General features: G+C 43.3%; 21 protein-coding genes. 17 read left to right on the top strand and 4 right to left on the bottom strand.

Annotated elements, in window-relative coordinates; genetic code table 11:
* The first annotated feature begins 13 nt into the window (after nt 1-13).
* Nucleotides 14-460: a hypothetical protein gene (locus ACT89M_RS17215; protein WP_308723361.1), complete on the top strand. Its 447-nt coding sequence runs from the start codon at nt 14-16 to the stop codon at nt 458-460.
* Nucleotides 457-1,068 (top strand): SMI1/KNR4 family protein, encoded by a 612-nt coding sequence (locus ACT89M_RS17210; protein WP_308723360.1) that lies wholly within the window; start codon nt 457-459, stop codon nt 1,066-1,068. The genes ACT89M_RS17215 and ACT89M_RS17210 overlap by 4 nt, the downstream gene beginning before the upstream one ends.
* A gap of 113 nt (nt 1,069-1,181) precedes the next feature.
* On the opposite strand, the gene ACT89M_RS17205 is transcribed toward ACT89M_RS17210, so the two are convergent.
* Entirely contained in the window at nt 1,182-1,487 is a 306-nt protein-coding gene (locus tag ACT89M_RS17205; RefSeq protein ID WP_308723359.1) for a hypothetical protein, read from the bottom strand.
* Between the two features lie 167 nt (nt 1,488-1,654).
* Between ACT89M_RS17205 and ACT89M_RS17200 the strand changes: the two genes are divergently transcribed.
* From ACT89M_RS17200 to ACT89M_RS17180, 5 genes are all read left to right on the top strand, one after another.
* Nucleotides 1,655-2,545: a cupin domain-containing protein gene (locus ACT89M_RS17200; RefSeq protein WP_373323312.1), complete on the top strand. Its 891-nt coding sequence runs from the start codon at nt 1,655-1,657 to the stop codon at nt 2,543-2,545.
* A 260-nt stretch (nt 2,546-2,805) separates the two neighbouring features.
* Nucleotides 2,806-3,252, top strand: a complete 447-nt coding sequence (locus tag ACT89M_RS17195; protein ID WP_253493670.1) for a carboxymuconolactone decarboxylase family protein — start codon at nt 2,806-2,808, stop codon at nt 3,250-3,252.
* A gap of 55 nt (nt 3,253-3,307) precedes the next feature.
* The gene (locus ACT89M_RS17190; protein WP_308723358.1) at nt 3,308-4,252 is read left to right on the top strand and encodes a sigma-70 family RNA polymerase sigma factor; all 945 of its coding nucleotides are present in this window, start codon (nt 3,308-3,310) and stop codon (nt 4,250-4,252) included.
* Nucleotides 4,253-4,484: 232 nt separating this feature from the next.
* Nucleotides 4,485-5,201, top strand: coding sequence for a DUF1361 domain-containing protein (locus ACT89M_RS17185; RefSeq protein WP_308723357.1), 717 nt, complete (start codon nt 4,485-4,487; stop codon nt 5,199-5,201).
* Complete coding sequence (locus tag ACT89M_RS17180; RefSeq protein WP_487344764.1) at nt 5,185-6,234, top strand: serine hydrolase domain-containing protein; 1,050 nt, start codon at nt 5,185-5,187, stop codon at nt 6,232-6,234. Before ACT89M_RS17185 ends, ACT89M_RS17180 begins: the two co-directional genes overlap by 17 nt.
* Before the next feature lie 179 nt (nt 6,235-6,413).
* Here the strand turns inward: ACT89M_RS17180 and ACT89M_RS17175 are convergent, their stop codons facing one another.
* Nucleotides 6,414-7,421 carry a serine hydrolase domain-containing protein gene (locus ACT89M_RS17175; RefSeq protein WP_253493685.1) on the bottom strand — a complete coding sequence of 336 codons (1,008 nt, stop codon included), beginning with the start codon at nt 7,419-7,421 and terminating at the stop codon, nt 6,414-6,416.
* Nucleotides 7,422-7,551: 130 nt separating this feature from the next.
* On the opposite strand from ACT89M_RS17175, the gene ACT89M_RS17170 reads away from it, so the two are divergent.
* The 5 genes from ACT89M_RS17170 (at nt 7,552) to ACT89M_RS17150 (ending at nt 11,933) form a co-directional block, all read left to right on the top strand.
* Complete coding sequence (locus ACT89M_RS17170) at nt 7,552-8,619, top strand: ankyrin repeat domain-containing protein (protein ID WP_308723356.1); 1,068 nt, start codon at nt 7,552-7,554, stop codon at nt 8,617-8,619.
* A 273-nt stretch (nt 8,620-8,892) separates the two neighbouring features.
* Nucleotides 8,893-10,200: an SPFH domain-containing protein gene (locus ACT89M_RS17165; protein ID WP_154983609.1), complete on the top strand. Its 1,308-nt coding sequence runs from the start codon at nt 8,893-8,895 to the stop codon at nt 10,198-10,200.
* Nucleotides 10,200-10,943 (top strand): hypothetical protein, encoded by a 744-nt coding sequence (locus ACT89M_RS17160; RefSeq protein WP_308723355.1) that lies wholly within the window; start codon nt 10,200-10,202, stop codon nt 10,941-10,943. Before ACT89M_RS17165 ends, ACT89M_RS17160 begins: the two co-directional genes overlap by 1 nt.
* Nucleotides 10,944-10,966: 23 nt before the next feature.
* A complete protein-coding gene (locus tag ACT89M_RS17155; protein ID WP_308723354.1) occupies nt 10,967-11,338 on the top strand; it encodes a hypothetical protein in 372 nt (123 codons plus the stop codon).
* A gap of 85 nt (nt 11,339-11,423) precedes the next feature.
* Nucleotides 11,424-11,933 carry a hypothetical protein gene (locus ACT89M_RS17150; protein ID WP_154890528.1) on the top strand — a complete coding sequence of 170 codons (510 nt, stop codon included), beginning with the start codon at nt 11,424-11,426 and terminating at the stop codon, nt 11,931-11,933.
* 83 nt (nt 11,934-12,016) lie between these two features.
* Here ACT89M_RS17150 and ACT89M_RS17145 read toward each other — a convergent pair whose 3' ends face one another.
* Nucleotides 12,017-13,555: a hypothetical protein gene (locus tag ACT89M_RS17145; protein ID WP_154890527.1), complete on the bottom strand. Its 1,539-nt coding sequence runs from the start codon at nt 13,553-13,555 to the stop codon at nt 12,017-12,019.
* A 245-nt stretch (nt 13,556-13,800) separates the two neighbouring features.
* On the opposite strand from ACT89M_RS17145, the gene ACT89M_RS17140 reads away from it, so the two are divergent.
* The 5 genes from ACT89M_RS17140 (at nt 13,801) to ACT89M_RS17120 (ending at nt 19,859) form a co-directional block, all read left to right on the top strand.
* Entirely contained in the window at nt 13,801-14,385 is a 585-nt protein-coding gene (locus tag ACT89M_RS17140) for a cupin domain-containing protein (protein WP_090916939.1), read from the top strand.
* A 171-nt stretch (nt 14,386-14,556) separates the two neighbouring features.
* Nucleotides 14,557-15,231, top strand: coding sequence for a hypothetical protein (locus ACT89M_RS17135; protein WP_154890526.1), 675 nt, complete (start codon nt 14,557-14,559; stop codon nt 15,229-15,231).
* 566 nt (nt 15,232-15,797) lie between these two features.
* Nucleotides 15,798-17,390, top strand: a complete 1,593-nt coding sequence (locus ACT89M_RS17130) for a methyl-accepting chemotaxis protein (protein ID WP_154890525.1) — start codon at nt 15,798-15,800, stop codon at nt 17,388-17,390.
* 22 nt (nt 17,391-17,412) lie between these two features.
* Nucleotides 17,413-17,838 (top strand): chemotaxis protein CheW, encoded by a 426-nt coding sequence (locus ACT89M_RS17125; RefSeq protein WP_154890524.1) that lies wholly within the window; start codon nt 17,413-17,415, stop codon nt 17,836-17,838.
* Between the two features lie 14 nt (nt 17,839-17,852).
* On the top strand, nt 17,853-19,859 hold the full coding sequence (locus tag ACT89M_RS17120; protein ID WP_308723353.1) for a chemotaxis protein CheW: 2,007 nt from the start codon (nt 17,853-17,855) through the stop codon (nt 19,857-19,859).
* A 117-nt stretch (nt 19,860-19,976) separates the two neighbouring features.
* Here the strand turns inward: ACT89M_RS17120 and ACT89M_RS17115 are convergent, their stop codons facing one another.
* Nucleotides 19,977-20,882 carry a LysR family transcriptional regulator gene (locus tag ACT89M_RS17115; protein ID WP_154890522.1) on the bottom strand — a complete coding sequence of 302 codons (906 nt, stop codon included), beginning with the start codon at nt 20,880-20,882 and terminating at the stop codon, nt 19,977-19,979.
* Nucleotides 20,883-20,924: the final 42 nt, after the last annotated feature.

The raw sequence follows: 20,924 nt of genomic DNA, 5'->3' as shown, positions 1-20,924 counted from the left end.
AAGGATGATGAGGGTGGAACGTAAAGAGGCTATAGTGTTGTTAAAATATCACGCCTTTGCTCACGATGATGTGAATCATCCGAAAATGGAACATGGCTTTCTCGGTAGCTTACGTCCGTTTCGCGGTCAATTGATTGAAGAGAACTTCCATGAATTAATGCGCATATTACGCACGCTCGCTCCAGATCTTTCGCATGCAGCACTGGATCGGGAAGTAATCGCTTGCCTATGGAGCATTACTCATCTGGCGAGGACTTGGGCTGTAGAACCGGAAGGTATGCTTCGCAGTAATCATCTCATCTCAGATGAGCAGGTTGCAGTGATGGAGGAATGGCTTAATCTGTTCTCGTATGCAGTTATGATCCTGATTGAAGGCGGCGATGAACAAGAGGCGTTCTGGGGATATGAACAATATGTGTTGGACCGAAGTGTGCAGAAAGGTGAAGGTGACGGGATATGAAGTCTGGAGTGGATACGGTTATCAATGATCTGCGGATAGAATTGAACCATCTGTTAGACCGGAAAATACAAGATGAAGAGATCCGGTCATTGTATGACACGTATCTTCAATTGTCAGGTGTATCCGAGGCAGAACTGGATCAGTTCGAGAAACTGTATGAGGTTCGCCTACCCTCTGATTTCCGTGCTTTTTACCGCCATACGGATGGCAGTGGTTATGGTCTGCATATGTTGTACCCGGGGGATGTAGAGCAGGGGTCTTGTCAACCGTTCTATCTAATGTCACTTGAGGAGATTGTCGAGACCAAACAATATTTCTGTGATGTGGACGAGAAGCTGGAGGAGCATTACGGTGATGAAGAGATTTGCCAGTTAGATCCTGAGATCAAACCGTATTTGTTCCATAAATCATGGATTCCTTTTGCCACAATGGCTGGAGGTTCGCTCTACTTGATGTTTGATTTTGATCCAGCAGAGGCGGGGACATACGGACAGATTATTATGTATGTGCATGATCCAGACTTTGTTTATTACGTTACATCATCGTTTGCGGAGCTTCTCCGGATGTCTATCCGCAATTTGAATCTAATGGATGGGATTGAATACTAGAACCCTGAATGTTCGTTGTAAACTACGATGGATATAAAAAGATGAAATAACCAAAAGGCAGGAGCAATTTGAATAGCTCCTGCCTTTTGGCTAAAACGTAAAGCCTTCAGGCTCTACCACTGGAAAAAACGGTGACCATGAAATCCGCCGGGACCTCCGGGCCCACCCGGTCCGCCATGGCCCCCGTGTCCTCCTGGACCGCCGCCGTGAGGGCCTCCCGGATATCCCGGATAATGTCCTGGATAACCACCATGCCACGATGGTCCAAATCCCCCAATAGGAAAAGGAAGAGGAAATGGCACTACCGGTGGATAAGGATAGGGGTATGGATAAGGGTAAGGGGGTGGCGGTGGCGGATAATAAGGATAAGGATAGCCTACAGATTGCTGGGTTGATGATGCACCTGGAACATATGACATATCACAAGCCTCCAATGTCTGGATTGATGATATCAGCCTATGCGGATTCTTCACTCGCTGACACAGCAACTTAGCCCAGTAGAAATGGGCTCACCGATCTGGGCGCTAGGCATACGCTGAGGTATAGGGTACCACCTAAACCGAGAGCGAAGGGCAGGCGTTTTATTTTGGCAACCTCGTACATGGATTTCACTTTACCGACTACGCAGTTTACGTATGATCTGAGCAACAATCCGCTTTTCAAGAAAGATGAGCATAATTACATTAATGCACTTTCGGTTAAACAGCTCAATACGTTGGGCGACAGCTCTTTATTGGATATTTTTCTGAGTGCAGGCAATGTCGTCGAACCTCACATTCATCAGAACGCAGCCGAGCTTGTTTATTGCATCAGCGGTGCGGCGGTTGTTTCCCTCATTAACCCGTTCACGAATGAACTGCTTCATTTCCCCATTACACCAGGGCAGACCGCTAACGTACCGCAAGGATGGTGGCACTATGAAGTGGCGACGGCAGATCACACACATCTGCTCGCGATCTTTGATGCTCCTGTGCCTGAAGCGATCTTCGGCTCTGATATTTTGCGACTGACTCCTGCGAAAGTGCTGGCACACACCTATTGTCTGGATGACCATAAAGTGCAGGAAGTATTGGCCCCCATTCAAAAAACGGTAATTATCGGCCCGCCAAAAGGTTGTAAAACGCAGATCGCGCCTGTATCCAACCACATGCCTAATGTGGGACCGAATCTTCAACCAAACATCCAACCAGTTAATATCCCACCTAGTATCAAACCGAATATTGAACCAAAGATCGAACCAAAGATCGAACATATTGCCCAACCGAGTATGCAACCGAACTTACAGCCTAATATTCAACCCAACATCGAGCCGAATGTACAGCCTAATATGCAACCAAATATGCAACCAAATATGCCTCCTTATGTGAATCGTCTTCCACATTGGGGTACTTGGGTAGATCCGCGTATTATCCACGAACCAGGATGCCCATACTATAGCGAAATCCCGGTGCAATTGAACTCAGATAATAAGGCGTAAATTGAATCATATTCCTCTATTTACTCTTCTTGTACGAATCTATTTCGTATTTTGTTCTCATTACCGTGAGCTTTATGATAAGCAGATCTGGCATGATTACGATAATCTTTATTATGAAGCATCATAACGATAAGGGCGTTCAATTCAGAGCGCCTTTTTTGTTTTTTTAATCTTTTTTCTCGCGAGATGTCACAAACTTCATACGTTATTTGTCTTCAGTATGTAGACCAAATGAGAGCAGATGATGGAGGAGAATGAATATGAATTTACGTATGAATTACAGAGCGGCGAACCCTGGTGCTTTCAAAGCTATGATGGCGTTGGAGCAATATGTATCCGGGCAATTTGAAGATAAGGTGTTATATGAGTTGTTGAAAATTCGTGTCTCTCAGATCAATGGCTGTGCCTTTTGTATAGATATGCATGCTAAAGACTTGATGAAGCTGGGCGATTATGGGGATCATATTCTTTTGCTCAGTGTGTGGCATGAAGTGCCTATATTTACGGAGAAACAACGTGTTATGCTTGAGATGGCCGAGGTTGTGACGCAAATATCGGAGCATGGGGTTCCACTTGAGCTATATAATAAAATTCGTGAGCACTTCAGCGAAACGGAAATCGTTAATTTGATTATGGCGATTAATTCAATCAACAGTTGGAACCGGATTGCCATTACGACAGGCATGTACCCAGGATGTTTTAACTAACATGATAAACGAGAAAAATAAACGATAAACGAACCAAGCCAGAGGAGGCGATCCTATGCAGTCCAATCTTAATTCTGATTCTAATCAACATAAGTATACGCCGGAACCGTCTTCTCTGGATGTTGGTGCATTGTATAAACAGTATAAGAATTATGCCTTCGCGATCGCATATCGAATGCTGGGCAGTGTGACTGAGGCGGAAGATATCGTTCAGGACTGCTTCGCAGAACTTCAAAAGTTGAGGAATCAGCTTATTCACCAACCCAAGTCTTACATTGGAAAACTTATCGTGAACCGCTGTTTGAATCTGTTGAACTCTGCTCGCAACCAGAGGGAGCATTATGTCGGGGAATGGCTTCCCGAGCCGCTTGGTGTTCATGAATTAGTTAATACGCCAGAGGAAGCGATACAGCAAAAAGAAATGATTTCGTACGCCTATCTGGTTATGCTTGAACGTCTGTCACCCGTGGAACGGGCTGTTTTTGTGCTACGCGAAGCGTTTGAGCATGACTATTCGGAGATTGCGGGATGGCTGGGGAAAACAGAAAGCAACTGTCGACAGATTTACAGTCGTGCCAGACGAAATTTACCTGAACAACTTCCAGTGATAGAGCAAGCGAGCGCCAATTGGAAAACTAAAAAAGAAGTGCTTAGCCGTTTCACCACGGCATTTCTAGCACATGACGTTTCAGCTATGCTGGAGCTGTTGACAGATCAGCCTGTGTTCACAGCGGATGGCGGTGGCGTAGCACGCACGATTATGCGAACAATGCATGTGCATAAAGGTGTGCTCGCCATCCTTACCTCTCCTAGAGTGCTACGTTCGTTAAGAGAAAGAATGTGGAAGCCTGCATTCATTAATGGCGAGCCTCAGCTCGCTTTAATGAAAGATGGGCAGGTCACTGAAGTGTTATGTTTGGAAATGGATGCTTCAGGGAAGCGAATCCATGGCGTGTATCTCATTGTCAATCCAAACAAACTGGCAACTGTGCAATTATGAACTAATAATAGTAATGAAATGTTTAACTGTAACTACTTATTTAAGCGACATGATCCTTTTAAAAAGGACCGTCGCTTTTTTTGTTTTATATACCGTCTAATCTACTTTAGTTTCTCTATCATAAATTTGATTCTAGAGTTATACATGGTATGATCTAATAGATTTGAAAAATAGTAAATATATGCCATGAATGAAGTAGATTTTGAATTCAACACAAGTGAGGTTGTACGTATTGAGAAAACTAAATTATGTGCACATGTTTGTTTTTCTTAGTGCAGTTACGGTTGTCACGCTGGGGTTGTATTACATAGCGGCCGACTGGCTGAATCAGCGGTATTTCCGTTTCCTAATCTGGAATTTGTTTTTGGGCTGGATTCCATTTGTATTCTCATCCCTAACCTATGGTTTGGGCCGTCTGAAATGGAAAGGAGCCATATGGATCGCGATACCGAGTGCGATGATGTGGCTGTTGTTTTTCCCCAACTCTTCGTATATCGTTACGGATTTGCTTCACCTGACGTCAAGGAGTTCAAGGTATTTCTCTGGAAGCCTTGCCGAGTTTCACTATTGGTATGATCTGATGGTTGTGCTGATGTTTGTGTGGACAGGACTGCTGATCGGCTTCCTATCAATGTATCAGATTCAGGAAGTCATCTATAATCGGTTAGGACGTGCGGCGTCATGGATATTTGTAATGGGTGGAACAGCTCTTGGCAGTTATGGTGTTCTGCTTGGACGGGTTTATCGGTTAAACAGCTGGGATGCATTGACTAATCGCGAGTTGTTAATCAGGCTGATGAACGAAAGTGTTAGTCGGCCCTCCTTGGCGTTTTGTATGTTCTTTGGAACGTTTCTTTTTACTATCTATCTCACGTTATATTATTTGCTGAATGCGAGAGGGTCTGGACCAGATCAACGAAGTTTACAAACCAATGATAAGAAAGCGTAGGTGCTTCGATATGCTGGATGCAGCAAAAGTCAGGGAAAAAGTCAAAGAGGTTATGGAACAAAAAGATTTTTCGGGTGTTGTGCTGTGCAAACAGGAGGGAGAGACCCTTTTTCAGATGGTGCGAGGGTATGCGAACCGCAGTGATGAACTTCTGAATGATGTGAATACACGTTTTGGTATTGCTTCGGGCTGTAAGGTTTTCACAGCTGTAAGTATAGGTCAGTTGATTGAGCAAGGACATTTTACGTTAGATTCCAAATTAAAGGATGTCCTAAACCTTACGTTTCCGGCGTGGGATTCAGAGATTACAGTGCACCAGTTGCTGACCCATACTTCTGGCGTACCGGATTATTTTGATGAGGACGAGATGGATGATTTTTCAGCGTTGTGGAGAGACAGGCCCGTGTATGTGATGCGACAGCTCAGTGATTTTCTGGCTATGTTTCAACATCTGCCAATGAAGTCTGCTCCTGGTGAGAAATTTCATTATAACAATGCGGCATTTATCGTACTCGGACTCATTGTGGAGCAATACACTGGCTTGGCCTTTACAACATATGTGGAGGAACATATTTTCAAACGTGCGGGTATGCAAGATTCAGGTTATTTCCTGACAGATCAGCTTCCGCGTAACACAGCTATTGGATATATCGATGCTGACGACGGGACATGGACTAGTAATATTTTTTCGATCCCTGTTCAAGGTGGAGCAGATGGCGGAGCCTATGTAACCGCACCAGATATGATTCGTTTCTGGGATGCTCTGCTGGGGTATACGTTGCTCGGTGAGGAGATGACACGGTATTTGTTGACACCCTACGCGCACGATGAGGACGAGGAATTTTATGGTTTGGGGATATGGCTGGAGTTACGTGAAAAAGAAATATTTAAGGCTCATGTCATGGGTTTTGACCCAGGTGTTTCGTTTATGTCTGGCGTGTATCCCAAGCATGGGATTCAACTTGTGGTTATTTCAAATCAGGAGTCAGGGCCTTATCCTATAACGTTGGCTGTAGAGGAAGCAATGGTGTAAAGGGAGAGTTGAGGTTGGAAAATATCGGATCGTAGACAATTGCCCTGAAACGGACAGAAGGGAGAACGCCGTAGCAGGTTAATTCCTAATGTCTGAGTACCCTTGCCCTTCCACTTAACGATCACGCAATCCAGGCAAGGGTATATGTTTGAAATATCTCTCTTCGAATCATTGTAAATTTATTCGGAAAAGGTAGCTAGCTTCCACAATTCAGGCACAATGAATCTGGGGAATACGTCGATGGGTGGCTTTTCCTTCTTGCGTTTGTCATTAGTCAGCACGGTCACAAGTTCCAACTCGGGAACAACATATACATACTGACCTCCAAATCCTCTGGCGTAGTAATAATCTAGTGATTTGAGACGCTCTGAATGCGTAGGTCGGTGTTGGGGGAGCGAGTTATCGTCAAGATGTTGATCTGCATATTGATCCACCCACCAGTGCCATCCGTAACTGCCATGGTTTGGTGGAGGGACCGTGATGAAGGGTTGCGTTGAGCGTTTGACGAGTTGGCTGGAAATAAGCTGTTTTCCTTCCCAATTCCCTTCCTGAAGGTAGAGTTGTCCGAATCTGAGCAAGTCGGTTGGTAGCAATCTCAGGCCAAATCCACCCGTGTGTACACCTTGGGGATCTTGCTCCCATTCATAATCTTGAATGCCAAGTGGGCCAAATAAATAACGCTCGGCATACGCTGCTACACTCATGCCTACATGTTGCATTAATATTGAAGATAGAATCTGGGAAACTCCCGAATTGTATTCCATATGTGTGCCGGGTTCATGTCGCAAACGTTGTTCTAAAGCAAAGTTGATCCAATGATCCGTACGTGTCATCCGTGGAAACGAATTTTGTCCGCCGAACTCGTCCCAGTTAAATCCGGCTGTCATTGTAAGCAGTTGCTCTAGGGTAATTGCTGGTTTACGTGGATCAGGATCAGAAGTAAGCTGCGGGAAAAAGGTAGATATGGGCGTGCCTGCCTCGGGCAGTAGCCCTTGATCCATGGCGATACAGATGAGCGCAGAGATGATGCTCTTGGTACATGAATTGATTTTGGCGATATCTGTCTCAGCCTGTGTGTTCCGAAAATGCTTGTAAACGATCTCCCCGCGTACACTGACCAGACAGCTTCTGAGATCCAGCGGTGGAATGATCTGTTGCAATGTATGATGAAGGTTTAGGGAATTCATAGTGTCCTTTCTGTGTTCGTTATGTATTTAGTATGTAGATTCCGAAGGGTTGCCCACTATGTTAGCATATTCATTTGGGTAGCTCAACAAACATCAATTTCATTATTTCATTGCAGAGGAGGCCAAACTTATGTACAAAATCGGTAATCAAGGCACGTTCAAAACGTTACCTGATCCAGCCCTCGCAATCTACCAAGGAGATGTTGCCCGTGTTGAAGCATATATACAGCAAGGTATGGATTTGGAAGAAAAAATAGCAATAAGCTCAAACATTACGCTTCGTCCGCTTGATCTGGCATTGATCTGTAATCAGTCGAAGGTGGTCAGACTTCTTGTGGAGCGAGGAGCCAAGATCAATGCCAAAGATCATCCAGCCATTTTATATGCGGCGCGCTACGGTGGAGCAGATGTGATCCGTTATTTAGTTGAGCAAGGAGCCAAATTGAATGGAGTAAGCCGGTTGAAATCAAGTGCATACGATGAGGCATACTACGGGAACAAAAAGAATATTACGGTGTTGAACGACCTTGGGTTGGACATCCGCAAATATGGCGGCAAAACGTTACGAAAAGCAGTATCGGATCATGATATGAAAACGGTTCAATACCTGCTGAATGAGGGTGTGGACATCAACTACAACGAGCCGGATATGGTTTATCCGTACAAAGCGACACCGCTCACCGTAGCTGCACGGCAGAACAGTATGCGAATGGTCAAATATTTGGTGGAACAAGGTGCGGATGTGACGTTGCAGGAGAAGGATGGGGAGCGGGCCTACACGATTGCGGTCAGTCAGAAAAATAATGAAATGGCTGAATACTTGAAATCACACGAGCCTGAGGAGTTCCATAATCTGAGCAATAAACTGCATGCATTAAAACCTTACAAGCTTCCGGAAACGTTAATCCGTTTTCTGACCGAAGGTTCACGCCGAATAGACATGCCAAGCTGTCCCGCTGGCGTTGGTTATATTGAATTCTTTTCGTTGACAGATACGGTGGAGATGAAGATGGGCAGGCAGAAGCTATTGCGTTTATCCTCTGATCTGGATCAGTACTCTCATATGCTCATCGTCTGGAATCCAAGCAAAAAGATGATAGGTTATGCCGATATTGAACATCAGGAACAGGGCACATTATGCACGTTTGAACAATTTTTGGACGAACCTGAGGTTTACATTGAACGGCTTTTGAATTAGAAACAGTGGTGTCTTGATTTGTGAAACCTCTTGCATAACGCGGTTGCGATTGCAAGAGGTTTTTGAGTTTTCTCAAAGTGGTGCCTAAATAGGAAAAATATCTCATGAAATATGAACTATACTAGTGCGTAAGAAGGTTAGAAATGGTAAAATAGCAATGCCTAAACATGAAAAAACACGATAATTGACGAATATTAATATATCTTATGATTGTGTTGGTTGGGATCATAGATGTTGAAATCTAGTATTTTAAGCTAAAGTGAGGAATAGAATATGGCTATTATTGATGTAATCAAGTATGACGGTTCGCCCGACGTGTTTGCCTGGAAACATCCGGAGACTGAATTGGGAACTTGGACTCAGTTAATTGTAAATCAATCTCAACAGGCTATACTCTTTAAGGATGGAAGGGCCCTTGATCTGTTCGGGCCAGGCAGGCACACGTTAAGTACAGCGAACATCCCGATACTAAACCGACTTATTAACCTTCCATTCGGAGGAAAGTCTCCTTTTGCTGCAGAAGTCTGGTATGTGAATCAAGTAAGTGCTATGGACGTCAAGTGGGGAACTGCGAATCCGATTCAGGTTCAGGACCCGAAATATAATATTATTGTGCCTGTTAGAGCTTTTGGACAAATGGGCATGAAAATCTCAGATTCACGAAAATTTTTAGTTAAACTTGTAGGAACACTGCCAGAGTTTAATCAGCTCAATATGGTGAACTACTTCCGTGGATTAATTACGATGAATATCAATTCGATGCTATCTTCCTATTTAATACATAGAAAAGTAAGTGTGTTAGAAATTAATGCCTATATCGCTGAAATATCACGACACTTTGCGGACAACATCGCTTCTACATTTGACGAGTTTGGAATTGAACTTATCAATCTATACATTCATAATGTCAATTTGCCCGAAGAAGACCCATCGGTCATTCGATTACGGGAAGCACTCGCGCGCAAAGCGGAAATGGATATCATTGGATACACCTATCAGCAGGAACGCTCATTCGACACGCTTGAAGGTGCAGCCAAGAATGAAGGAAGCATGCAGTCTGATATTATGGGCGCAGGTCTTGGTATGGGCATGGGCGTTGGCTTGGGAGGTTCGTTTAGTAGCGGAATGTCTGAAATGTCCAAAGTCATGTCTACAACAACAGAAACGCCTGCCGTACGCTTGTGCGGGCATTGTCAACATCCGAATCAGGAACAGAGCTCTTTTTGCAGTAAATGCGGCAAATCATTAGCTGAAAAATCTGCAACGACGGACTGTAATAATTGTGGTCACACGATGGAGAAAGGAACTAAGTTTTGTCCGAACTGCGGTGACAAATATTATGCTTGTCCTTCATGTGGGGCTGATAATGCGGAGAATGCGTCTGAATGCGTGAAGTGTCACGAGCCGATGCCAAGGCCATGTCCTAATTGCAACCACATGAATGGGCCTCACACTAAATTTTGTGGAAACTGTGGTACAGGTTTAACGTTGAAGTGTAATCAATGTCAACATGAAGTACAACCTGGTCAGAAATTCTGTCTCGATTGCGGAAATAATCTGCAAGAAGGGGGGCAGGCTTAGTGATGGTGAAACGGAGCAACATTTTTATTCTAGATGTAATCTATCTTGTCTGTTTAATTTTAAATTCGATCATCTCATTTACGATGTTTAGCAACGATATTCTATCATTTCCATTCTGGATCAATCTTGCCGCATCGTACGTTGCGATGACGACTTTGTGGATTTATGCGCGTCATGTGATGCAAAATATGGATCGCTTTAAACGTTTTGTCCCAGGTTACACAGCTATAGGCATTGTATTAATCATTTATCTGGGGTGTGTCATTTTTTATGCGTTATTCGTAGGTTTCGCAGATTATGCACTGCGCTGGTTTGTTTTGTTACATGTAATCACTGCGGCTCTTGCTTTCATTTTGTGCGCTATTTTAATGATCTATATTCGATCAGGAAGTGAGCATGAAGCCAACGAGCAATTGAATATTAACGACTGGAAATCAATTGAGAACGCCATGTATCAGTTGCTTGATATGATGGATAGACATCCAATGTTGAATGTGGAAAAGGACAGGAAGTCAGTAGAAGCCATCATTGAGCTGGTTAAATATAGCGATCCAATCGCTCCAGCTGCCGTGCAGTATAATGATCGTCAGATTCTTATAGATATTGAATTGTTGAGAGAAGAACTGTCTACTCAGTATGAGGCAGGAGAAGTAGTAAATAGTGAACGTGTGGCTATGCAATTATCCCGATTGATGTCTCGTCTAAAAGAAAGAAATCAACAGATTCTTTCGCTCAAATCTTAACCATGTTTTAGGGGGAGAAGCAAGTGAAGAGGTTTTTTGGAATTATTTTAATCATCATCTCGTTTATAACCATTCTATTCTCATTAATGATGATGGCGGATGAAGCTGGTCTAGCCTTGTTTAGTTTAATCGTACTTTTTATTCCTGGTGTTATTGTATTGGTTACGGGAATAAAAATGTGTGGTCGACCTAAGTCTCGTTCTAAATCGGCTCGTAATGATCAACATCCGACTAGTGTTAAAGAACATTATAAGGATGTGTACCTTGATAAAAACCATACCCAGCAAAAAGAGCCGGTTTCGATAAATTGCTCTGGATGTGGAGCTAAGGTAGAGGTATATCCTAATTCTTCGGCAAATTGTGAGTATTGTGGGACAACGGTAAGAACTTCGTAGTTTCACTGACTTGCTTGAAGCTTAAGAATGAAGACTTGTGATAGATTATTTGAGTGCTTACAGAGTGTTCTTTGGAGGAATTATCATGATCAGAGCGTTTTTTGGACTGATATTTTTGATCTATGCAATTGGTATGCCTATTGCCTTTTTTAATGCAGGTAATCACAAACAAATCAAGAGTGAGCCTTTTATCTTTATGTGTCTCCTTGTATTAGAATTTATTTTTATATTTTCAGCGATTAAATTACTCCAAAGAAAAAAGGTTCCTCAAAAACAATTTTATGGAGGGGACTATGGGAGAGATTCAGATCCGGCACTAGAAAATACTTATCGGCCCCAAGAAATTGGAAATGGTTACTCAAGTTACAATAGTAATACGGTGCATTATACAAATAACCAGTCATATAGCTACACAGAGATAAATATAAACAGCGACAAGTATGCTAAAGACGAAGAAGGAAAGGTTGAAGAGAAGGTTGAAGAAGCACCAAGGCAAGTTTCAGTGACCTGCTCGGGGTGCGGGGCGAAGGTAAAGGTGTATCGGAAACAGTTCACGGATTGTGAGTACTGTGGAACAACGGTTGAAGCTTCATAAATCAGTAGAATAAATATAAAGAGAACCACAGCTTTGTCCCTTTGAATAGGGGATAGGCTGTGGTCTTCTTTTTATAATCTGCTCTAAAAGTCTCTAGTCCGATCGAAGACTTCGTATAACTGCTCCCGATCAATCTTGAAGGAACCTGACTGGGTTGTTTTCAACTGATCCTCTAGTTGATCGATCAAATCTGCAAGCGCCGTAGCAATCTCTTCACGCTCAATCGTCTCAATCCATTCCGATATGCCATCCATTTGATTAAACGTCTGTGTATACTCCTGAGTGAAAGAAATGAGCTGATCGGAGAGTGTGTCTTCATAATCATTTCTCTGGCTCAATTCACGAATCCGCTTCAGAGATTGTTTATACAACTGCGCGGCTTTTTTGGCATGTACTGCCTTGATCTGTTCCCTTCCGTCCCAATCCCGAAATGGATTGTTCAGATTTTCAGCGAGCCATTCCGGTTTACGAGGCTGAGTGATATCGAGATCGATTCGGGTTTCGGCAACTTTTTTATATCGGGTTTTGATCGACTTGGCTGCTTCTGCCGGGAGACTGCTCATCCAAAGCGTATGTAATTCAGGAAGTTGCTCGGGACTTGGAAATTGATCTCCCTCAAAACCAAATAGATCATTCGTGCTGAACATTTGCAAGGACTTTAAATGTTGAATGGAATGAATACCGGATACTGTGCCGGGTTTACCCCACAAGCGTAATTCGGAAAGTTCAGGATATGCTTGAACGACAGATTCAATATCAAGCTCCTTGATTTTGTACAATTGAAGGCTACTTAGACGAGAAAGACCGCGAATTTCCGGAAAAATTTCCGCTATACTTAAGGTCAGCCGATGTCCGTCTCCAGTAGTATCAATAAGAAGACCTGGACTGATCTCGCCAGTGAGACTTAGGAAATCCATCATGTCATTTAGTATAATCTTTTCCATCCCGCTAGCATCCACAACAAGCCGGGTCAAATGCGTTTGACTGAAATTCAGTATACGTTGCCCGTGGTTCTGTACATGAAGTTCATAAACGAAGGGATTCTCCTTCAGAAAAGGAATGATAGCCTCGTGGTACCCATTCATCTCGATATGAGTCAGACACGGAAGTGCCTCAAGTTCAGCTACATCGTCAGCTGAAGTTGGAATAAAGTTACGAATCGTGCTGGTGTTACGTCGCATTTTAATCCCGCGGGCGGTGATGTCACTGTGGTCATGAGCTGCCTGCTTAAAAAGAGTTCTGCGGCTTTCATTGATGAGTTCCCATTGCCGCTGACGATACAGGCTTTCTCCGGCCGGCCAACCCGAACTGTAACTTCGTGATTCTTCGGTAATTAGGGGAGGTCGGTTGCCGACTAAAATATAGGATACAGGAACATCCGCTTTTACATAGTTATGCTCTAAGGTACCATTCCAAAAAAAGAAATTGCAGATCAGTGGTTTCATCACGTCAAGCTCGGATTCCGTTGGGAGCTGATCTCCAGACCAGTTCAATTGCAGAATCGCGGCTAGTTGACGTGGTTTTTTATCTTCTGTTTCTTTCAAAGCAGTGATCTGACAGGCCGTATATTGTTGCATTTGCTCATTAAAGCTGCAGTATATATCCCCGATAGATGGAAACATAATAAACTCCTCTCAACATATAAAGAGTACATTGGAAAAAAATGAAGCCCAATTCGTTATCAGAATTATATCATCTAAGCCTCACAAACTTCCAATTCAAGGCAAGCACAGCCCACGTTCTTCTTATCCGCAGCACGCACAGTTTGACTTAGTTATACGCCAGAGCTTGAGTGCAGTATTATCTCATGATGTCCCAGCATACAGTACAACAACGAGATGTTTGCCCAAGGAGGAGAATATAACCGATGATCAATCCGATCTTGAAATCCCCCAATGTTCCGCTTGCTGCTGATTCCAATGCTGTGGTGAATTACCGGAGAGATTCAAGCAACTACGTCACTCAGTTATTTGGAGAGCAGTTGCCAACGATTGAGAATGGTTTTTTTAATGTCTATCTGAGTAAAGGGATTATTGTGCAACCCCACTGGCACCCCAATGTAACCGAGATGGTCGTGGTAATCAGCGGTGAGATTACAGCTTCCGTGTTCAATCCGTTCACACGTGAACGGATAACGTATCGTTTGAAGCCGGGGCAAGTGGTTGTTTTTCCAAAAGGCTGGTTTCATTGGTTTGTTGCGGAGACCGATGGCGTATATGTGCTGACCATATTTGATCAACCGACACCGGATATTGTATTTGGGGCAGATTTTCTTGCGGCTACACCGCCGGAGGTTGCTCACCGTGCATATTGTCTGGATGAAGAAGCTTATGCCAAAGCGGTTGCGTCCATCCAGAATGATGCCATTCTTGGCCCTAATATTGGTTGTGGAACAGACGTTTCGGATACCTCCGTTCAAGCTTCCAAGGCTTCTAAGGCGCCAAGGGAATAACGTTAATAACCGAAATCATCCGGGCTGTTTAACCTGTCTTAATTGAATATTATTCCCTAACCTGCAACTGCGTATATTCGGTTGCAGGTTTTTACATTTACATAAGTTGACGCCATTCACCCTCTCTCTGTTACTATAGGAGTAACAACAATGAAAATGGAGGATTCTTCTATGACTATTGCTAAAAATGAATGGCTGGAAACAGCATTAAGTTATGCACCAGTAATCATGTTTGATCAGAATGAGCCTTTTTATCCGGATTTCGTTGGCGTGTCCGTGCTTGAGCATTCTGGGCCGTCTCCTTCTTTTCGTAGAGAGCTGCAGTTTCCTTCTGAAGCAGTAAAGTATGTTATCGAATATGCGATATGGTGGGATTACGAGATCGGACATCTCTATGAGCTGGAGCATGTATGGGTGTATGTGGGACATGATGGAGAAGTCGTGGATTGCGAAGCCAGCTTTCATGGGAGAGTATTAAGAGGGCTGTTAAAAGATAGAGTTAATCTGGTTGGTCATCATGTTTGCCTTTACTCCCAGCCGGGGAAACACGCCTTTTCACCATTGCCGATTGTATTTGAATTGTTGCCCAATCTGTATAGTGTAGCAGGCGCCCAGGCAGGATGTGATGGCTTGCTTGTAAATGAAATGTTTGAACCGTTTTTCCAAACCAGTGAACAGATCGATGCCCGTGTCAAAAAATATCTGCAAACCAAAGCATTTGTACCCTCGATGCAGTTTGAAGAGTATTTGTTGAAACCGGAGATGTTTATGACATGGGACAAGCTGTTTGAACTTATTCCACAGCGAATTAAAAATCGTCTAGCAGAGCTAGAGCAGATTTATTAATATGAATGATAGTGGATGGATTTGAGTTTATTGTTCAGAAATTGCTAAAAAATTGCATATGAATCTAGAAAACAATCAAACTCCTGTATAGTGAATTTGATTGTTTTTTTAGTTCAATTGAATCATGTATTTTAATTTTATTATTAGTCTTAAGTCGTATTTATTAGATGTTTTGAACAGGTGAGTAGAACTATCTCGATATAGTTATCATATGAATTAGTCCAAAGAACTATGAACTAACATATAGGTCCAAGTAAAAAAGATAACATTGATCGTCCATCATCAAAAAAAGAGATATGTACAAAAATGTATATATAAATTTCGTTAATATGAATGTTTATTCTATTAAATTTAGATTAATAGTATTTAATAATATAAACACAAGAGTCTTATTTATCATAAAAATTTTACATAAAAACGAAAGTTTGCAAAAATAAAATTTATCTATTCAGTTTTCTAATATTTCTGTCGAAATACATCGTATGTTGTCTGGAGAGCGATCCATAGAATGGATTAGCAAACTTTATTTACATAACTAGACACGAAGAAACTTAGGGGGAGATAAAATGAAGTGGTTTGGCAACTTGAAAACAGCAACAAAGATTATCTCAGCATTTTTGGTAGTATCTCTGATTCTTGCGATTCTGGGAGTGTATTCAATCACGACACTTAGAAGTACCAATGAGCACATGAAAGAAATGTATAACAGCAATCTGATTTCAGTAAAAGAATTGAGCGGAGCACAAATGAATTACCAGAGGATGCGGGTTAACATTCGTGATCTCAACTTTGAGAAAAATGCCACAGAGCAAACTCGCATTGTCGATAATATTAATACCATTAAAGGTAACATCGAGAGTCAAATTGAAGGCTATCGTCCTCTGGCAACGACCCCCGAAGAAACTGAGCTCCTTAGCAAATTCGATACACAGTACTCAAATTACATGCGAATCTTTGAGCAAGGTATAGAGCTGGCAAAAAGTGATGACGATCAAGGATTTATCGTTTTCTTGAAAGACACACTCAAACCGCCTGGTGATGAAGCCCTCGCTACGATGGGTGAAATGGTGGATCTGAACGTTAAACTGGCGGAACAGAACAATTCAAAGTCGGAAGCAGCGTACACAAGTGCATTCTCAGTTACCGTTGTTTTGGTCATTGGTTCGATTATTTTTAGTATTATCATTGGATTTGTGATCTCCCGTTCCATCTCCAGACCTCTAATGGCTATGCTAGGTCTAGCTACAGAAGTTTCTAACGGAAACCTTACCCTCAAGTCTGATATCTCCTCAAAAGACGAGGTTGGGCAACTGGCCTTTGCGCTTAATCGCATGGTAGACAATCTGCGAGAATTAATTAATAACATTGTCATGAATTCACAGAGCGTTGCAGCATCGTCTGAACAAATCTCGGCAAGCACACAGGAAATTGCTAGTACAAGCACAAGTCAATCGAGTGAAGCAGCAAACATCTCCGAATTGTTTAAAGAGTTGTCTCTGGCGATCAACTCTGTAGCTGCAAGTGCTGAAGAAGCTGCCGAGTTATCTAATGATACGGTGAAAACAGCGCGTGAAGGCGGTCATGTTGTTCAGACTTCCTTGGAAGGTATGCAAGCCGTGAATATGAAAATGGCGAAGCTCGAAGAAGATTCACGCAAAATTGGCGACATTATCGAAGTTATTGACGACATCGCGGAGCAGACAAACTTGCTTGCGTTAAATGCGGCGATTGAAGCAGCCCGTGCAGGAGAGCAAGGAAGAGGATTTGCTGTTGTAGCTGATGAAGTTCGCAAGCTTGCTGAACGCAGTGGCGAAGCGACCAAAGAAATCACTACGATTATCAAAGTGATGCAGGAGAATACGAGACAAAGCGTACAAGCCGTTTCGGATAGTGTGGAACAATCATCCAAAACAGGACAAGCCTTTGATCAGATCATTGAGATGGTGAATAATTCTTCCCAGAAAGTCAATGAAATCGCGGCTGCGTGTGAAGAAGAGGCTGCACAAGCTGCGGAGGTGATGAGCTCGGTAGAGTCGATCTCTGCATCCAGTGAGGAATCTGCGGCGGCATCGGAAGAAACGGCTGCAACTTGTCAATCGCTCGCACACCTTGCTGAAGAATTGTCTGTATCTGCGTCTGCTTTCAAAACACAGTCATAATAACGAATTGAGGGTGAAACGAATGTCTTCACTTCAGAAAGAACAATATATCGAACTGTCTGTCGGCGCAGAGACCTGTGCCATTCGAATCGAAGAAATTCATGAAATTATAAAAATGCAAAGTATTACCGATATTCCGTTTAGTCGTACCGAAATCAAAGGAGTCATGAACCTACGTGGTAAAGTTGTCTGCGTCATGAGCCTGCGCAATTTGCTTGGCATGCCAGACGAATCGGCAACCCGGGCGACCCGAATCATTGTGGTACGTTATCAAGATGAGTATATCGGTTTGATTGTAGATCGAGTCAGCAAAGTCACAACTTATTCGGAAATACATCCGCCTACTGGAGGTCATGGACGCAACCTTGAGATATTTTTTCAGGGTGTAGGCCAACAGGGAGACAGTCTGGTTGGTATATTGAAACTGGATGAAATATTGGGCGGTTAGGAGGGAATGCACCAATGATGGATTTGTCCGCCTATCGCGACATATTTATCGAAGAACTGAATGATCAGTTGGAACGGATGGATCAGTCCTTGCTTGCACTTGAGCTTTCACCTTCTGTGGAACTTGTGCAGACCTTATTTCGGGCGGCTCATACGATTAAGGGCTCGGCTTCGACTATGGATTTTCGTGAATTAAGTGATCTGACACATGAAGTGGAGTATGCATTGGAATGGGTGCGATCCAAGAAACCGGAAATTACCGCACAACTCGTTGACACCCTTTTTCGTTCGTTGGATGCCATGAGAGTGCTTAGGGATCAATACGTGCAAGGCGAAAGTTTTACTGATTTCCGTGCAGTGGTTAAAGAAATACAAGACATGATTCATCAACCGGCCTTGGCTCAGCAGACTAAGTCACCCGTTCTACAGTCTGTGGAGTCGAATCTGTTCGATGAAGTACTTGAACCAGGTCAGCAGATTTTTTCCATTCGCATTGTATTAAGCTCAGATTGTTTGATGAAAGCAGCTAGATATCATATTTTGTGCAAACGGGTTGAAGATGTATGTGGCAGTGTACTAGCGACATCCATTGAAAAGCAGGGTCTTGATGAGGAACTGGGAGAAGCGCACTATAACGAGTTTGTGATCGTTACAGCATCTTCTCTGGATCAAGCTCAGATTGAGAGTGCGTTATCCGGAGATTCGGATATTCGGAGCGTGGATGTCGGTCCATATATTTTGGCGACAGAAGAGGTTGCTGTAACATCTGAATTAATAGAGACTGAAATGACAGTTGGAAAAGAAAAAAGCGACACGTCAGTGCCTCTTCATGAAGATAAGATGAAGTCAACCCAGCCTACGGTTCGCGTAAGTGTGGAGCGACTGGATCATTTGATGAACCTCGTCGGTGAGCTGCTTATTGATCAGACCTCTCTTGCTGATTTGAGCCGTACTGGTGCCCGTAAGGAGCCCTCCCCAGTGATTCAAAGTATTGGTGGAGTGTCCGACCATATGGGTAGAGTCATTAAGGAACTGCAGGACGGAGTTATGAAGACGCGGATGTTGCCTATTGATCAATTGTTGAACCGGTTCCCGAGGCTGGTTCGGGATTTGTCGCAGAAGCTGGGCAAAGATATTGAGCTGGTCATTAAAGGCGGAGAGACTGAGCTGGATCGCATGATTATCGAAGAACTCAGTGATCCGTTAATCCATCTAATTCGGAACAGTGCAGATCATGGCATTGAGAGTGCTGAGGTTCGGGCCCAACAGAACAAGCCTGCCAAAGGACGAATCAAACTGACCTCATACCACGAGGAAAATCATGTGGTCATACGTTTCTCTGATGATGGCAAGGGTATTGATGGGGAGAAAATTAAAGCTTCCGCATTGAAAAAAGGCATTATAACTGAAGAGCAAGCGGCTCGTTTAAATCAACAGGAAGCCGTTCATCTGATTTTTGAACCAGGGTTCTCTACGGCTTCAACCGTTAGTGATGTATCTGGCCGAGGTGTTGGCATGGACATCGTAAGAAGCCAGATCGGAAGGTTGAATGGCATCATAGATATTGATACAGAGGTTGGTATCGGAACGACATTTACGATTAGGTTACCGCTCACCTTAGCCATTATCAAAGGGCTTCTGGTGAATGTATCTGGCAGGGTATTGATTTTGCCAATGTACAACGTAGCGGAGATCGTGCGCATTAAACCGGAAGAGATTCAGATGATTCAGGGACAGCAATCCATTTTGAATCATGGACGTATCGTGCCTTTCTACCGACTGTGTGACAAGTTGCAGTACCCGCGTAACGACCGTAAGTCCAAGACGATTCCACTCGTCATTGTGCGTTCTGTCGATAAAATTGCGGCTTATGCAGTGGATGAAATCATCGGAAATCAGGAAGTGGTGATTAAGTCGCTTGGAACATACCTCGGAGCAATGAATCATCTATCTGGTGCAACCATTCTGGGGAACGGTAAAGTGGCTCTCATTCTGGACGCTTCTTATCTAGTCAGCCATTAAAAGTTAAAGAACTCACTTCATTCAGTAATCACTATAATTTATTTAAAATAAAGAAGATAAAGAGCCTCAAGATCCTGCATGCAGGGCCTTGAGGCTCTTTATCTTGTTCTCAACGGATCATGTTCTCGAGGTGTCCGCCTGTGCTTTGAAAATTAAGTCCATAAAGTGATTCGCAGCCGAAGAGATCGGCATATTGCGTTTTGTCATGATCCCTACATGAGATGGAGGCAGAGGAACGTCGAGCTGAATCTCAAAGAGAGAGCCTTCTTCCAGCTCTTTGGAGATAAATTCTCGTGTGACATAAGAGATTCCCAAGCCGCGGCGAGCAAATTCAATCAGGAGGTCAACGCTGCCGACCTCTATTTCTGGTTTTAACGTGTAATTATAATGATTGAAGAGTTCTGTGATAGCCATCCGAACCCGGCTGTTCCGGGAAAACAGAATAAGCTCATGTTCAAGCAGTTGTTCAAGGGTCAACACTTTTCCCTTCAACTGGGCATATCGTTCGCCGGCAACAAAACAATCCTTTAGTTGAATGCTCTCCCGCACTTCCAGCTGTGGGTCAACGATGGGCATACGCACAACGCCAAGATCGATTTTGCCTTCTTTCAGAAACGTGATGACTTCAGGCGTCGTTCCATGGCTTAGATGCAGCTTGATGTTAGGGTACTGAATGTGAAACTCCTCCAGATACGATAACATGTAATGTTTGAAGAGGGAGTCGCTACCGCCAATCCGAAGTTCCCCGTTATCCAGATTTTTTAGCGCAGCCATTTTTTCTTCTGCAAGGGAGATGAGAATCTGGGATTGTTCAATATAGGAGTACAGGCTGGCACCCTCCTGGGTTAATGCAACCCCCTTGGAATTTCGATAGAAAAGAGTGAGTCCGAAGCTGTCTTCCAACTGTTTGATCGCGTGACTGACGCTGGGTTGTGTGATGTAAAGGGCTTTGGCGGCTTGGGTCAGACTGCCTGTTTTGGCAGCCCAGTAAAAGACTTTATATAATTCATAATTTGTTGTCATAGATATCGTCTATAGCTCCTGTGAAATATATTAATTACTTGT

The organism is Paenibacillus sp. NN59, from assembly GCF_057597225.1.
The sequence above is the reverse complement of the archived record's forward strand: the minus strand, read 5'-3'. Positions and strand labels throughout refer to the sequence as shown.